A 14,710-nucleotide genomic window follows, 5' to 3' on the forward strand; every position below is an offset into this window, starting at 1 on the left:
GTTCACTCCCTTTCCCATGCTGTCAAACCGAGCCCGTGAAAGAGACCGACGGCGGCAGCCGCAATATCCTTGGTTTCAAACGCGAGCCGTATGGTGCCGGCATCGTTTTCGCGCACCTTGATCACCTCGATGTCCTTGATGTTGATGTTCTCCTTTGCGCACGCGTTGGCCATCAGCGCGATCATGCCGGGCTGGTCCTTGACCACGACGTACACGTCGCACGGCGCCTGGATGAACCCCTTGCTCGACCCCGGAATTTTTGCCCGGGTGGCCGCGGCCGAATCGAACGATTCCTTGAGCGCATCGGCCAGCAACCCCTGTTTCATGCCGGACAGCACGGCGATCACCTCGTCGATGACCGGCGCGATGCGCGATTTGTTGGTCAAAAGGATATCGTGCCACAGGGCGTAGGGCGACGACGCGATGCGCGTCATGTCGCGGAACCCGCCCGCGGCGAGCGACAGCGTGCCAGGGACCCGCCTGTCCATGGCGGCGGCCACGTTGACAAGCGCAACGGCCAGCAAGTGCGGTGTGTGGCTCACGGCGGCGGCGATCGTGTCGTGCGTTCCCGGGTCGAGCACCGCGTGCCGGCAGCCGAGTTTCGCCTCGAGAAAGGCGGCGAAACCCTTGACCACCTCTCCGGGCGTGTTTTCCCGCGGCGTCAAGACATAGAGGGCGTTTTGGAACAGGTACGGGTCGGCCAACGACGGACCGCGCTTTTCCGATCCGGCCATGGGATGCCCGCCGATGAAATACGCATGTCTTGGCAGGCAACGCTGCGCCGCGGCGACGATTTCGCTCTTGGTGCTGCCCACGTCGGTGATGACGCACCCTGCGGGAAGGTCGAGCGCGCCGAGACGCTCGATCGCCGAAATGATCGCGTGGATGGGAGAGCATAAAAACAGGCAACCGGTGTTTTTTATCACGGTGTCGAGCGCGGCATAGGGATGGCCCTCGTCGATGCAGCCCAGCGACAACGCGGCAGTGATGCTCTCCTGCGACGACATGCCGATGATGCGGCCCGTGTAGCCCGACGCCTTGAGCGCAAGCCCGATGGAGCCGCCGAGCAGCCCCACGCTGTAGATGGCCACATTTTTTGGAGCAAATGCAGGGAGAGGGCTCATTCCGGCTTGTCCAGTGTGCGGTTGAAAAGGTACAGCATCTCGCCTTCTTTGGTGAGCGGTATGATGCAGTCGCGGTAAAACCCGAGCATTTCCCTTACGTCAATAACATGCCTGACGCCCCGGTCGGCCTTTGCCTGGGCCGCGGCCACTTTCACGCGTATCCGTCCTATGATCTTATCCTCAACCTCTTTTCTGGTAAGCAGCGCGAGCATGCCGCGGCGGTCCTTGGAACGTATCAACGCGGTATACCGCGCAGGGTCGCGGCGGAATTTGCACTCTCCCACATAAAGTGCGCCGTAATGGATGCGCCGGGCAATGGCCTGCAGCGCATAGACGTCGTGCTCGACGCTCGAGCCGAAATGCCCGTCTTTTCCCGGCCGGCAGATGCGCGGCACCAGCTTGAGATATGCCGCCATGATTTTAACGGTCAGGTTGATCGCGTCCATGTTTTTGATGTGCAGTCCCGTGGGAGGCAGCGACACCGTGCGCCGTGTTTTTGGCAGCCCCTTGCAGAACGGTCGCTCCTCGGGAACGCAGAACCTTCCGAACAGTGCGTCCATTTTCTCCTGGTGCCAAAGCCGAAGCGAAAAAAGGCTCTGCCGCGCTGCACCCGCAAACCTGCTCTTTCCGGGCTTATACACCGACGGATTGAACCTGAATTGCGCACGGTCGATGAGCTTGAAGATGATTGTCTCCTCAAGCCCCTCGAGCAGCGCGGAGATGTTTGCAAGGTTGAAAGTGTCCGGCATCCTCGGTCCGAATTTTGATTTATGATTAAGGACAGGCCTTAAATATAAATAATGATAGGTTTTTGAGGGGAGGAAGACTGGAGGGAAGGGGTATCAATTTATTATTGCTGATTTAGATAATAAGCATGGCGCCCCGCCGAATACGGCGGCGACCGTCCTTCCGGTCTCGCCTTCGGCTCGGGCTGCCCGGCGCTAAGCCGCTTCGCGGGCGTCAGGGCAGCACCCGCTCCGGCGACGGCCTCCGGTCGCCCCCGGCGCGGAACATCATCCTCTCCTTTGCGAACTCATCAAGCGACCTTCGGTACAGGTCCCGCCTACCCTAGCGTTGAATAATTTTTGACAAAGGATAATCCCCTTTGGATTTATTTTTCAATCTTATTGATTGAATGTGTCATTGCGATGAGCTGTTTGCGACGAAGCAATCTCCCATTAAAAAAATAAAACAATATTCACCACCCCCTGGTCGGGTTCGGGGCTGAAAGCCCCAAGAATCACAAACCAAATGGCAATGGTTGATTTCCGATCGAGCCTGGGAAGATTTTACCTTTTGTAAAGCCCGTGCTTTTTAATATACCGCTCCACTCCCACGGGTAGCAGATGCTCGCACGAATATCCTTTTAACAGATATTCGCGTATCATGGTGGAGCTTATCGCCCATTCGGGCGAGGGGAACTCGCGGATGTCTGCGCCGGCAAGTTCAGGCGGCGCGGCGAGCGTGTGGCCGGGACGGTGCGCGACGCACAGGGTCACGGACGCGAGGATGTCCTTGTAACAGTGCCAGGTGGAGATTTCCGGCAGGTTATCAGACCCTATGATAAAAAACAGCCGCCACGACTGGTGCCGCGCCGAAATGGCTCTAATGGTGTCGATGGAATACGACACGCCGCCGCGCCTGATCTCTCCGTCCCATACCGACAGGCCGGCCGACATTTTAACGGCAAGCTCGGTCATGGCGAGCCGGTCATCAGCGCTTGCTATGCCTTCGTTGTATTTGTGCGGAGGAATGCCCGACGGAACAAGATACACCTTTCGCAAACCGAAAAAATCGCGCGCAAGACACGCAGTGGCGCAATGGCCGTTGTGGATGGGATTGAAAATGCCGCCCAGGATCCCGACGGCAGGTTTCTTTTTTTGTAAAGTCTTTTTGCGGCTCGATGGTTTCATGAAGCCAGCGCCCTTGCCTGCAAACAGCGCATAACGACGCGCCGTTACCTGGGCAGTTTGGATTTGAGGGTCTGGGCCTTTTTGATGATCGCCTCGTCGCTGGTCTGGTGCAAAAGCCCTTCGATCACCGTCGAAGCCTCACCGGTCCTGTTGGTTTTGATGAGGTCTTCGGCGGTGCCGAGCAGTGCCAGCGGCACCAGCTTGCTCTGCGGGTATTCATCCTCCACCAGCCGGTAATACACGATGGCGGATTCAAACTCATCGATTTTTTCGTAAAACCGCGCGGTCTGGTATGCCTTTTCCGCGAATTTGTCATCAGCCTTGGCAACGTAGAATCGCGCGCTGTCGGCGAGCGGGCTTTTCGGGAACAGGTCAATGAAGTCCCGGAGGCGCGTCTGCGCCTCACGTGTGGTGGTCTGGTCAAGTTCGGGTGCGGCCGACAGCATGAACATGGTATAGCCGAGAAGAAAATACGATTCCTCGTAGAACGCGGAGCTGGGATAAGTCTGGACGATGCGGTCGAACCCGGACTTTGCCTCTTCGTATTTCTTGAGCGCAAGCTGTGACTTTGCCTGGTAATACAGCATCGAATCGTAGGCGTTGTGGCCCGGGCACTGGGCAAGCACGTCGGTAAGAATGTTTTCAACGTCCCAATATTTTTTTTTGTTGAACTTCTCGACGGCCTTTTTGAATTTGCCGTCGCAGTCGTAGAGATGTTTGGCCCTCGGCAGTTTAACGGTATCAGCCGCCAGCGCAAAAAAGGCAAAAACAAGCAGCAACGTGATGACGGAGGAGAGTGATTTTTCTTTCATTTCATTTCCTGTTTTTGCCGAGCCTCATGCCCGGCAATGCACCTCAAAATACTTTTTATTACGTGCAAGTGGTATAAAGTGATGGATGAGTTCGCGAACTTTTATTAAAAGAAAATTAGGCTGGGCGTTCCCCTCCCCTCACACAGTTCGGGTCGGGTCGGTCTCCCTACAGGCTCGGCTACTCGCCTCGTTGCCGGACCGCCCGCGTCTTGATATACCACTTCAACTAAAGAGTGGCTACTCGACGACCGGGCCGTGTTAAAAGCCGGCATGAGGCAAACGACATAGTAAAATGCGCGAAGCGCAACTACCTTACATCAGGGAACAAAGTGACAATTCGCATTTGCTCAATTGATTTTGCTGCGCGTTAGGCCGGAACGGAGGTCGCTCTGGAGAGCGATGCTGCCCGGACGCCCCGCAAAGCGGCCTCGCGCCGGGCAGCCCGAGGCGTAGCCGAGACCGGAGCGAGGGCCGACCCGAGCCTAAGTCTTGACGAAGGCGAGGGGAACGCCCAGATCTTTTTTTATTAGCTACTTCATATCGCTTAAATACTTCTGCGCCCGGGGCACATACTCGCTTCCCGGATATTGCTCGATCAGCTTTTTCAATTCCGTCTTTGCAAGTTCGTTTTGTCCCATTTTCATATAGCACATGCCGAGCTTGAGCTGCGCGGCGTCGGCCTTGGCGCTGTTGGCGAAGGTGAGTACTTTCTGGAACTGTAAAACCGCCTTTGTCCAGTCGAGCAATGCGTAGCTGCATTCGCCGCTCCAGTACCAGCAGTTGGCGGTAAAGGCGCCGGCGGGATACTGCCTGATGATATCGGAAAACATTTTCTGCGCCTGCTCGTAATTTCGGCTGTTGAAGGCGCGCAGCGCGGCCTGGTAGGCATCGTTCTCGGATCCGGCCGCCGGAACGGCCGGCGCGGGCGACGGCACCGGGGCGACCGTCGCTGTTTTAGCGGGCAGCCTCGACGCGGATGCGTCCTGCAGCGCCGCAACTTTTGCCTGCAGGTCCTTCACGGCCTCTGCGAGAAACGCAAGCCTGGTTTCCAGCTCCTCGATTTTCGCAGAGGAATTGTTTGCCCCGTCCGCCGAAACAACGGCCGGTCTCTTGTCAATCTCGGCGAGCCTGGCGTCGACGGCGTCAATTGCGGCCCGGGCCTCGCGCGCGGCCTTGAGCGCCTCCTCGGAATTTTCCTTCACTTGCACAATGTCAATCTCCGGAAGCACTGAACCGTCCTGCGTTCCGGGCGCCGTGCCGGCGCAGCCGGAGAACAGCGCAAAGGCCGCGCCGTAGGCAATCAAAGCACCTGATGAATGTTTCATGGTTCCTTTTCCCCAATAAAAAGTAGCCTATTAAAGTATATATTCATCCGGAGGCCGGTCAAATCAATGTTTCCTTGAAGGCCGCTCAACAACGAGGTATTTTAAAAAAAATGATTCTCTACCGTTACATCATCCGGGAGCACATTCTTCCGTTTTTGTATTCCCTCGGGATCATCATTTTCATATTGTCCATGCAGTTCCTGGTGCAACTGCTGCCGAACATCATCGCAAAGGGGCTGAGCCCCGGTGTCGTGCTAGAACTCTATCTTATCAACATCGCGTGGGTGATGGCGCTCGCCATACCCATGGCGATCCTCGTCTCGACGCTCATGGCGTTCGGCCAGATGTCGGGCAACAACGAGATCATGGCGATCAAGGCGTCGGGCCACAACGTCACCTTCCTCCTGGCGCCGGTGTTCGCCGCGGCCTGCGTGCTCACGGTGCTCACCAATTACTTTAGCAACGACATCCTGCCCGACGCCAACCACCATGCCACGAACCTGCTCACCGACATCTCGCGCAAGAAGCCGGCCGCGCTCCTGGAGCCGGGCGTGCTCATCACCTCGTTCGAGAATTACGCCCTCTACGCGAAAAAGGTGAACGCGAACACCGGCGCGCTCAGGGACGTCAAGATCTTCTCCCAGGTGCCGGGCGAGGACCCGTCCACCACCGTGGCGGACCACGGCGAGGTCACCTTGACAAAGGATGAAAAGCTCCTCAGGCTCACGCTGTACAACGGCGAAACCCACCGGCAGAGCGTCAAAAACAAGAATGAATATTTCGTGGGCCGCTTCAAGCGGCAGGTCATTTTCATCAAAAACGTCGACACCGAGCTCAAGCGCACCAACTCGAGCAACCGGAGCGACCGCGAGATGAGCTCGGAAATGATGCTCGACGAGATCGCGCAGTACAAAAGAACGAGGGCGTCGTATTTCAAAAGTTTTGCGGGCGTCATCGACTCGTCGCTGTCGCGGATCGACGCGCTTGAGCGTATGGCCCGGGACACCGGCGCCGCGGCACCGCGCGATTCGGCCGCCGATTCGGCGAAAACGTTCGCCGCGTGGCTCTCGATGTTCAACACGCCGGCGGCGAAAGAAATAGGCGCCACCGACGCCCGGAGCGCGCAGAGCCTCTCGGGCCGCCTCGCATCCCAGGCGCGATACGAAACCCAAAAGATTGCCCAACTCATGGTGGAGGTGCATAAAAAATTTTCCATCCCGGTTGCGTGCATCGTTTTCGTGCTCATCGGCGCGCCGCTGGGGATCATGGCAAGGCGCGGCGGCATCGCGGTGGGCGCCGCCTACAGCCTGTTCTTCTTCATTGTCTACTGGGCGTTTCTCATCGCCGGCGAAAGCATGGCCGATAACTTGGTCATATCGCCGTTTGCGGCGATGTGGACCGCCAACATCGTGATCGGCGCCTGCGGCATCTTCCTGCTCCTGCTCATGATAAAAGAGACGAAATTCATCTCCTTCGGGTTTTTCTGGAAGCTGTACCACGCCGTGTTCGGAAAGCCCGCTGAGGGAGCGGGGGCCGGGCGCGGCATCGGAAGCACCCTGCGCCTTTACTGGAAGGAATCCGTGGAGGTCCCTTACCGGCTGCTTTCGCGAGTCATCGGCATACTGCCCGCCTATCTCATCAGGAAATTCTTGGGATACCTGGGCGGGCTGTTCATCGTCATCGTCATAACGGTGATCGTGGTCGACTACGTCTCGAACCTCAGGCGTTTCGAGGATGCGTCGTTTTTCACGGTCGCGCTGTACTACTGGTACTACCTTCCCTGGCTCTTCGGGTTCGTGTTCCCCATCGTGATTCTTCTTTCGTCAATGGCCTCCATCGGCTCCATGGCGCGCCAGAACGAGCTCACCGCCATCAAGGCCGCGGGCGTCAACATCCGCCAGCTCACCCTTGCGCTGCTCGTGCTCGGCATGCTGTGCGCCGGATTCGGGTTCTACATCAGCGAAGGCGTTCTGCCGCAGGCCAACACGGCGCGGCGGCAACTCGACGACCAGATGCAGGAGCACCGGTCGGTGGCGCGCGGGGCTCCGGCGCCGCCGCGCGGCAAGCCGCCGGCCACGCATCAGGAATACCGCCGCAATTTCTATTATTTCGGCGACAGCCGGAACATCTATTTCTTCAGCGACTTCCGCACCGAACCCCTGTACGCGCGCTGCGTGCGGCGCGAAACGTTCGACGGCCACGTCATCAGCAGAAGGATAGCCGCCGACGCCGCCGATTACAAAAACGGCAAGTGGAAATTCGTCAAGGGCACCGTGACCACTTTTGTCAGGGACTCGGCGTCGGTGCGGCCCTTCGACACGCTCGCCGACACCATTTTGTCGGTGAAGCCGGAGGACATGGTGGCGCAGATCAGAAGTCCCGAGGAAATGGGCTACTGGGAGCTGGCAAGTTACATCAATAAATCGCGGCGCCGGGGCGAGGACGTGTCGAAATGGCGCGCGCAGCTCGATTTCAAGATCGCGCTGCCTTTCATGAATTTCATCGTGATCCTACTCGGCCTTTCCATTTCGGCGCGCGCGGGCAGGAAAGGCGGCGCCGTGCTGTTCGGGATCGGGCTCATGCTCTGTTTTTCGTTCTGGATCATATCACAGTTCGCCATTTCGTTCGCGCAGAACGGCCAAATCCCCGCGCTCGTGGGCGCGTGGTTCGGCAACATCCTGTTCCTGGCGGTCGCGTTGCCGCTGTACCAGAGGGCGTCCCGATGACCGTGCCGGCGAAGCCCAAGGTGCTCCTCGTGGACGACAGCCACGACATCCTCGACCTTCTCGAGGTGTTCCTGTTTGGAAAGTATGACTGCGTTACGGCCCTCAACGGTTTTGAGGGGCTCAAGACCGCGCGTGAGCTTTCGCCCGATCTGATCATCACCGACATCATGATGCCGGTGATGGACGGCATCAAGTTTTTCAACAGCCTGCGGCAGGACCCGAAAATGGCCGCCATTCCCGTCATCGCGATTACCTCGTTTGTAAAGAAAACAAACGTCAAAAGTCTTGTGTCCATGGGGTTCAGCGCGGTGCTGACGAAGCCCTTCAAAAGGGACGTCATCATCGGCGCCGTGGAAAAGACGCTTAAAAGACAATGACTGGGTTCAGATGAAACACGGCAAACGGAACATAGCACTGGCGATCGGCCTGCTCGCCGCAGGAACGGTGCTCCATTTTATCGGAGGCGCCGCCGCGCGGTTCGGCGAACCGGTGGCGCTGGCGGCGGCGCTGGCGGCGCTCTTGTTCCCGGGACCGCGCCGGCGCCCCAGGCCGTCGGCCATTGACATAGAGGAATCAGGCGGGTCTGCGATGGCCCGCGAGATCGAGCACGAAGTGACGAGGGAGACCACCCGCGTCAACGTGCGCGTTCTCGGCGCGCAATACCGCAAGGAGCAATGGGCCGCCATCGAAAAGGTGGTCGACTCCATGCTCGACACCTTTCTTCATCTCATGCGCCGCAGGCTCGACGCCCATACCATCGCGGTATTATTCCCTACCAACGACGGGGGATACAAGATCCGCAAATACGATTCACAAAGCGACTGCATCAACGCGGAAGCCGTGATCTATCCCGGCAAGGGCGTACTGGGCAGTTTTCTCAAGGACGGCCTCAAACAGCTCAACCTGCACGACATCGTGAGCGACAGCGTGACGCTCCACTATTATACCCGCGACGCTGGGATCCGCTCGCTCATGGCGAGCCCCATCGCGGCCGACGACGGCGTGGAGCGCGGCACCGTGATCGTCGACAGCACCAAGCAGAAACACTTCTCCGATGAAGACCATGCCTACCTGAGCACCGTGGCGCGCCTCATCGGCATGGCGGTGTATTACGCGTACGTCTTCACCGACCACAGACTCGAGCATCAGCGAATCGCCGCGATGAGCACCATCGAAAACGACTTTTTCCAGTACAAAAGCATCGACGCCATCCTCGACAAAATCATCGAGATCATTCCGTTCGCCATCACCTGCGACCGCATCACCCTGAGCCTGCTCAACCACGACAGGGAGACGGCCACGGTGTACCGTGCCTGGGGCGCGGGAGCAGAGGAGTTCAAGGGAATCACGTTTTCGCTGTCGGATAAATCGCTGGCCGGCCTCCAGTATGCCAAGAACATGGCCTTTGCGCGCAATTTCGCAGATGACCGCGTGGAAATCCGATACGCCGAGGGCGAGCCACAGTCCGGCGATTTGCAGTCGTTCCTGGCGTACCCCATCGGGGTGGGCGAATGTATGGGCGGCGTTTTGCTCGAGTCGGCGAAAAAAGACGCCTTCACCGAGGCCAACCGCGACCTGCTCGGCCGCATCGCAACATCGGCGGGGCTCGCCATTGTCAAGCTGCGGCTGTACGAGCAGGCGCAGAACCTCGCCACGCACGACGGACTCACCGGGCTCATCAACCATCGCGAGTTCCAGTCGGCGCTCAAGGCCGAGATCACGCGCGCCATTAGGTATAACGATCCGCTGTCGCTTGTTTTATGCGACATAGACTTTTTCAAGAAGATCAACGACACGCACGGCCACCCCTTCGGCGACCTCGTTCTCAAGGAGATCGCCAGCAAGCTGCAGTCGAACATCCGGGACGGCGTCGACGTCGCTGCGCGGTACGGGGGCGAAGAATTCGCGCTGGTGCTGGTGAAGACCGACGGCAAGGCCGCCAAGGAGACCGCCGAGCGCATCCGCCAGAACATCGCCGACGCGCCGTTCAAGGGCACGCATGGCGAAAAACTGCGGGTTACCATGAGCTTCGGCATCGCGGAGTACCGCGAGCACGCCAAGCAGCTCGACCAGCTCATTACAAAGGCGGACAAGGCGCTGTACCGTGCCAAGGAAAACGGCAGAAACCGGGTGGAGATATTTTAATTTTTCCTTGAAAAATCTTCTCCGATACGCTAAAATATCCTGGGTCATATTTTTACACACCCCGGCACAAAAATGTTGTATTTTGGAGTGCACCCAATTTATTTACATTGGTTTTTCGCTGCGCCCGTAACCGTACCATGCAAGGCCGTAACCGGTAGGAGCCTTCGTTTTTTTTCCAAAAGCATCCTGTGAAGGCATAGTCTGTCCCTATGGAAAAAAACCAATTTCTCACTGAAGAAAACTCGCTGGCCCTTTACCTCAAAGAAATCGGCAAAAACAAGACCCTTCCGGTTGAAGAAGAGGCGCAGACCGCGGTACGCATCCGCAAGGGCGACCGCAAGGCGCTCGAAAAGCTCGTGAAGGCCAACCTCCGCTTCGTAGTGTCGGTCGCGCGCAACTACCAGAACCAGGGGCTCCCCCTTTCCGACCTCATCAACGAGGGCAACCTGGGCCTCATCCGCGCCGCCAAACGCTTCGACGAAAAAAAGAATTTCAAATTCATCTCCTACGCCGTATGGTGGATACGCCAGGCCATTTTGCAGGCGCTCGCAGAACAGTCACGCATCATCAAGCTGCCGCTCAACCGCGTGGGCACCATCCATAAGATCGGCAAGGCGCAGAGCAGGCTCGAGCAGAAATACCGGCGCATCCCCAACGTGGAGGAGATCGCCCGCGAGCTCAAGCTTGACGAAGAAGAAGTTCAGGAGACCATCAAGATCGGCAACTCGCACATGTCGCTCGACGCGCCGCTCCAGCAAGGCGAAGACAGCAAGCTTTTGGACCTTCTCCAGGACGAAGACCAGGAGCTGCCCGACGACGGCGTCATGGAAATATCGCTCCAGGAGGAGATCAACCAGACCCTCGACACCCTCACCTGCCGTGAAAAAGAGGTGATCAAACTCTACTTCGGCATCGGCGAGGAGACCGCCCACACGCTCGAGGAGATCGGCCAGCGCTTCAACCTCACCCGCGAGCGCGCCCGGCAGATCAAGGAAAAGGCGCTGCGCAGGCTCAAGCATTCGTCAAGGAGCCAGCGGCTGAAGGTGTACCGAGCTTAACAATTTCCTTTTAGAAATCTGGCGTTACCCCGTTTGCAGGGGCGAATAATATTTCGCCCCTGCAAACGGGGTCTGTTCTCCTTCCGGTCACCCCTTCGGGTGCTTCTCCCTCGTCAGGGATTTCCAAGGGTCACAAGGGTCGTCGGGCTTCGCCTCGGGCTGCCACGGCCCCTATATGCCTTCGGCGAGGGCCGGGCAACACCACCGCGCTCCAGCGCGGCCTCCAGTCGCCCCTAACGCTCGATTATCGGTATATATCCGTATTTGTCAATGTCGTTTTCGGATTTCATCGCAGTCCTTTTTCTGTTGCAATCAGCATGTATTGATTTTTTGGTTGAAAAATTTTGGCATTATCGTCACGATGTTTATATATTACAATTATCTTACCTTTAACGTTACAGGAACGGGCATGAACCGCCGTCGTTCCTTGCCAGCCTGTCATAAAAAAAAATCAGATTGGATAAGGCTTTTCTGACAGTGCCATGAAAACCATTTCGGTTTTGAATTACAAGGGCGGCGTGGGCAAGACCACCCTTACCGCATGCGCCGGACAGGCCCTCGCGCTTACGGGCTTCCGCGTCCTTGTTATCGACAATGACCCGCAGCACAACCTGTCGTTTCTGCTGGGTGCGGACGGAAAGCGGCCCACCATCCGGGACGTTTACCATGGTTCGATAGGAATCGCCGCGCAGCAACTCCTGAAATCAATTATAAAAACCTCTCTTACAAATCTCAGCGTCGTGCCGTCGTGCAGCGAATTGTGCGCCAGTGATATCAAGGATCCTTTCCTGCTTAAGAAATGTTTTGTCTATTCCGCCCTCGATCATTTGTTCGACTTTATCCTGATTGACAATAGTCCCGGCATGGACCTGCTTCAGGAATCGTCGATTCATGCATCCAACGAAATATTCGTGCCCACCGAACTTTCACCGTTCGCGATCAACGGGATTTGCGAAATGAGAGACATGCTGACCCGAAGGTTCCCGGACGGGTGCTCGATTTCAAAGATCATACCGAATTTTTACCGGAACACCAAGTCGCATGATGCGGCTATTTTTGATCTTGAGGAATATTTCCCGGGAAAAATAACCCAAACCGCCATTCCCTTCGACAGCGTGTTCGACGCTCTTGTAAAGGAGCGGAAAATCCTTTATCTGCACCGCCTCAGCTCAAAGGCGGCCGCCTATTGCATAAAGCTCATTCACGAACTTTTTAATCTCGAAGAGGAAGCAACCTGGCAGATGGTCATGGAAAAAAGAAAAGAGAACATAAGCGCGGAAGCACGAACCCGTTTTCTTGCGCATCCGTTAACCAAAAAAAAGTCATCGCCGCAAATTGCACCGAAAGAACCTGCAGCTCCCCCGCCGTTACTTTCCGGCCCAATCGATGGTCAGCCCCTTTGACCATCCCAGCACCGGGTGATCGGCGAACGCGGCGTTCACCGCCGTGCCGCGCCAAGCAACCGTGACCCCGAAGCTGATCATCACCGGATTCGTGGTAAACGCCGCGGCGAGCGCCGCCCTGTTGAACACCCAGTACTCTTCGGCCAGCGACAGACGGAACCGCCACTGGCCGTCGTCCTCCGCCTCGCAGAGAATACCCTGGCTGCCCAACGCGTTGGCCGTCGTGTGCACGCCTGCGCGGACGGTAAAAGGCGCGGTGTATCCTTCAGTGGCCGCGTTTTTTAGGGGAATGTGGAGACACGACAGGGAGATCGCGGCGATCCTGAACGGAATTAATGCCGAGGCTCCCGCGTCGAGGCGCGTCTGGGCAGGTTCATCGCCGGTGTAGAGGCCGGCCCGGTATCCCGAAATCTCTACTGAAGGATTGACAAAAGGTATTTTGGTTGTTCCAAGCGACAGCGTGCCCTGCTGTTCAAAATAGATGCGCAGCGCATCGAAATGGGCGAACGAAAGTTTGGCGGTAAATCCCTTTACCGAGCAGAACCCGCCCAGCCCCACCTGGACCATGTGGGACGACTCCAGGTTGTCCATTGGGTCAAAGTAATCAATGCCGGCGACCGTGACGCCGTAACGAAAGGTGTCCGCGTAAAAACATGCGGGAGTAAACGGCTCGCGGCCCGAAATCCCCTTTTGTTGGATAATGGCGCCGAAGGTGGCCATGGAATACCCGAGGGGGACTGGCTCCCTGCTGGCAGGAAAAACAAACCCGGCAATCAAGAGAATTAAAATGGCGATGCCTTGTGGCCGGCGCGGGGTCATCTCCAGAGGATTCCCTTCTTCCGAATCATGTGTTTGTTCCCATTTTCGGATATTTCCGCCACCACGAAAAACGGGCCTGCAGGAGCGGGCCTGCCGCCGGCCGCAATGCCGTTCCAGAGAAACTGCCGCGAAGGAGGCGTGGGCAGATCCAGATATTTTCTTCCGTCAAATCCGTAAATTGAAACAACGGCCGTTGCCGCGGCCGGCAGGCTGAGCTGAATTGACAGAAAATCATCTTTGCCGTCGTTGTTGGGGGTGAACGGAATGGGCCCGATATCGAGCTGGGCTCCGCTTGCACGCCACATTGCGTCACTGTTCGGCTGGCCCGGTGATGCCTTTGACGCAACGACCCATGCCTCAGGCAGCAGCCCGCTCACGGTGAGCGACACGCGCGCCAGCGACTGGTCGGTCCATGAATCAAACCAGTGCGAGTCCCACCCCGCGCTTTCGCAAAGCACGCCTGAACTGTCCCATACATACAGCGTATCATGATAATTGTCAAGCGCGCGCCACCGAACCGGCTGGATGACAGAAACGGTCGCCGGATATTTTGCCGAAAACAGCGTCATGTCCTTGGTAAGTACCACAAACCCGTTGGCGGGCACGAAAAAATCCGTTGCCGTGATGAGGCAGGAGTCATCCAAATGACCGTATTTCCAGTTTTTAATGTTGATTGACACACCGGAAGTGTTGGCAAGCTCAAGCCATTCGGGGCAATCCGTCTGCGCCCTGGGGAATATTTCATTTATTTTGATTGCCGTCCCGGGTGATTGCGGCCACGCCGCACAAATATACCACCACGCCACTGCGGCAACAGCAAACGCCAATTTTTGTTTCGGAACCCGTGCGCGATACATAATTTATGAAAATAGATAATAGAACAAAGGAGAACTAAAATGAATCTCACCGACGTCATCAAGACCGCGATGGACCAGATTCAGTATATTGCCAAAACGGAAACCGTGATCGGCGAGCCGATTCAATCGGGGAACGTCACCCTGATACCGGTGTCAAAAATTTCAGTGGGATTCGCCGCGGGCGGCGCGGGAAATGAGAGCAAGGCCGGCTCAGGCGCAGGCACCGGCGGCGGCATCAACATCACGCCGGTCGCGTTCATCACCATTGTGGATGACAAGGTGCAGGTACACCCGGTTTCAAAATCCGACCCGGGATTGGGGAAAATTCTCGCTTTAGCGCCCGACCTCATTAAAAAAGTGGCTGCGTTCATGAACATGAATAAGAATGAGGCAAAGGATAAGAAAGAGGATAAAAAGCATTAAAAATCATTTTGACTGCTGATTGTAGCTTTTCATTTTCCCAATTCTTTCCATATCCTTTGTATCCATCCCGCGCCTCCCTTTATACTGTTTTCATGTATTTTTCAT

At 56.9% G+C, this 14,710-nt stretch carries 13 protein-coding genes; 6 read left to right on the top strand and 7 right to left on the bottom strand.

Features of this window, described 5'->3' with window-relative positions; all coding sequences use genetic code 11:
* Positions 1-2: 2 nt before the first annotated feature.
* From VLX68_02960 to VLX68_02980, 5 genes are all read right to left on the bottom strand, one after another.
* Positions 3-1,124 carry a prephenate dehydrogenase/arogenate dehydrogenase family protein gene (locus tag VLX68_02960; protein ID HUI91186.1) on the bottom strand — a complete coding sequence of 374 codons (1,122 nt, stop codon included), beginning with the start codon at positions 1,122-1,124 and terminating at the stop codon, positions 3-5.
* Entirely contained in the window at positions 1,121-1,873 is a 753-nt protein-coding gene (locus tag VLX68_02965) for a hypothetical protein (protein HUI91187.1), read from the bottom strand. Before VLX68_02965 ends, VLX68_02960 begins: the two co-directional genes overlap by 4 nt.
* Positions 1,874-2,413: 540 nt before the next feature.
* A complete protein-coding gene (gene nadD, locus VLX68_02970) occupies positions 2,414-3,037 on the bottom strand; it encodes a nicotinate-nucleotide adenylyltransferase (protein HUI91188.1) in 624 nt (207 codons plus the stop codon).
* A gap of 44 nt (positions 3,038-3,081) precedes the next feature.
* Positions 3,082-3,849 carry an outer membrane protein assembly factor BamD gene (bamD, locus tag VLX68_02975; protein HUI91189.1) on the bottom strand — a complete coding sequence of 256 codons (768 nt, stop codon included), beginning with the start codon at positions 3,847-3,849 and terminating at the stop codon, positions 3,082-3,084.
* A 530-nt stretch (positions 3,850-4,379) separates the two neighbouring features.
* Positions 4,380-5,174 (bottom strand): tetratricopeptide repeat protein, encoded by a 795-nt coding sequence (locus VLX68_02980; protein ID HUI91190.1) that lies wholly within the window; start codon positions 5,172-5,174, stop codon positions 4,380-4,382.
* A 110-nt stretch (positions 5,175-5,284) separates the two neighbouring features.
* Between VLX68_02980 and VLX68_02985 the strand changes: the two genes are divergently transcribed.
* The 5 genes from VLX68_02985 to VLX68_03005 all read left to right on the top strand — a co-directional run bounded on the left by VLX68_02985 (position 5,285) and on the right by VLX68_03005 (position 12,506).
* Entirely contained in the window at positions 5,285-7,900 is a 2,616-nt protein-coding gene (locus VLX68_02985) for an LptF/LptG family permease (protein HUI91191.1), read from the top strand.
* On the top strand, positions 7,897-8,277 hold the full coding sequence (locus tag VLX68_02990; protein HUI91192.1) for a response regulator: 381 nt from the start codon (positions 7,897-7,899) through the stop codon (positions 8,275-8,277). Before VLX68_02985 ends, VLX68_02990 begins: the two co-directional genes overlap by 4 nt.
* A gap of 10 nt (positions 8,278-8,287) precedes the next feature.
* Positions 8,288-10,045 carry a diguanylate cyclase gene (locus VLX68_02995; protein HUI91193.1) on the top strand — a complete coding sequence of 586 codons (1,758 nt, stop codon included), beginning with the start codon at positions 8,288-8,290 and terminating at the stop codon, positions 10,043-10,045.
* A 209-nt stretch (positions 10,046-10,254) separates the two neighbouring features.
* Positions 10,255-11,103, top strand: coding sequence for a sigma-70 family RNA polymerase sigma factor (locus tag VLX68_03000; protein ID HUI91194.1), 849 nt, complete (start codon positions 10,255-10,257; stop codon positions 11,101-11,103).
* Between the two features lie 482 nt (positions 11,104-11,585).
* Complete coding sequence (locus VLX68_03005) at positions 11,586-12,506, top strand: ParA family protein (protein HUI91195.1); 921 nt, start codon at positions 11,586-11,588, stop codon at positions 12,504-12,506.
* Here the strand turns inward: VLX68_03005 and VLX68_03010 are convergent.
* On the bottom strand, positions 12,471-13,325 hold the full coding sequence (locus tag VLX68_03010; protein HUI91196.1) for a hypothetical protein: 855 nt from the start codon (positions 13,323-13,325) through the stop codon (positions 12,471-12,473). The genes VLX68_03005 and VLX68_03010 overlap by 36 nt on opposite strands.
* Complete coding sequence (locus VLX68_03015; protein ID HUI91197.1) at positions 13,322-14,152, bottom strand: hypothetical protein; 831 nt, start codon at positions 14,150-14,152, stop codon at positions 13,322-13,324. Before VLX68_03015 ends, VLX68_03010 begins: the two co-directional genes overlap by 4 nt.
* 69 nt (positions 14,153-14,221) lie before the next feature.
* Between VLX68_03015 and VLX68_03020 the strand changes: the two genes are divergently transcribed.
* A complete protein-coding gene (locus VLX68_03020) occupies positions 14,222-14,605 on the top strand; it encodes a spore germination protein GerW family protein (GenBank protein ID HUI91198.1) in 384 nt (127 codons plus the stop codon).
* Positions 14,606-14,710 lie beyond the last annotated feature (105 nt).

The sequence above is a fragment of the Chitinivibrionales bacterium genome (assembly GCA_035516255.1).
In the GTDB taxonomy this organism is placed as follows: domain Bacteria; phylum Fibrobacterota; class Chitinivibrionia; order Chitinivibrionales; family FEN-1185; genus FEN-1185.

Excerpts from the sequence above, each read along its gene's own strand:
- VLX68_02960 (HUI91186.1), bottom strand. The coding sequence starts at position 1,124 with ATGAGCCCTCTCCCTGCATTTGCTCCAAAAAATGTGGCCATCTACAGC.
- VLX68_02965 (HUI91187.1), bottom strand. The coding sequence starts at position 1,873 with ATGCCGGACACTTTCAACCTTGCAAACATCTCCGCGCTGCTCGAGGGG.
- nadD (HUI91188.1), bottom strand. The coding sequence starts at position 3,037 with ATGAAACCATCGAGCCGCAAAAAGACTTTACAAAAAAAGAAACCTGCC.
- bamD (HUI91189.1), bottom strand. The coding sequence starts at position 3,849 with ATGAAAGAAAAATCACTCTCCTCCGTCATCACGTTGCTGCTTGTTTTT.
- VLX68_02980 (HUI91190.1), bottom strand. The coding sequence starts at position 5,174 with ATGAAACATTCATCAGGTGCTTTGATTGCCTACGGCGCGGCCTTTGCG.
- VLX68_02985 (HUI91191.1), top strand. The coding sequence starts at position 5,285 with ATGATTCTCTACCGTTACATCATCCGGGAGCACATTCTTCCGTTTTTG.
- VLX68_02990 (HUI91192.1), top strand. The coding sequence starts at position 7,897 with ATGACCGTGCCGGCGAAGCCCAAGGTGCTCCTCGTGGACGACAGCCAC.
- VLX68_02995 (HUI91193.1), top strand. The coding sequence starts at position 8,288 with ATGAAACACGGCAAACGGAACATAGCACTGGCGATCGGCCTGCTCGCC.
- VLX68_03000 (HUI91194.1), top strand. The coding sequence starts at position 10,255 with ATGGAAAAAAACCAATTTCTCACTGAAGAAAACTCGCTGGCCCTTTAC.
- VLX68_03005 (HUI91195.1), top strand. The coding sequence starts at position 11,586 with ATGAAAACCATTTCGGTTTTGAATTACAAGGGCGGCGTGGGCAAGACC.
- VLX68_03010 (HUI91196.1), bottom strand. The coding sequence starts at position 13,325 with ATGACCCCGCGCCGGCCACAAGGCATCGCCATTTTAATTCTCTTGATT.
- VLX68_03020 (HUI91198.1), top strand. The coding sequence starts at position 14,222 with ATGAATCTCACCGACGTCATCAAGACCGCGATGGACCAGATTCAGTAT.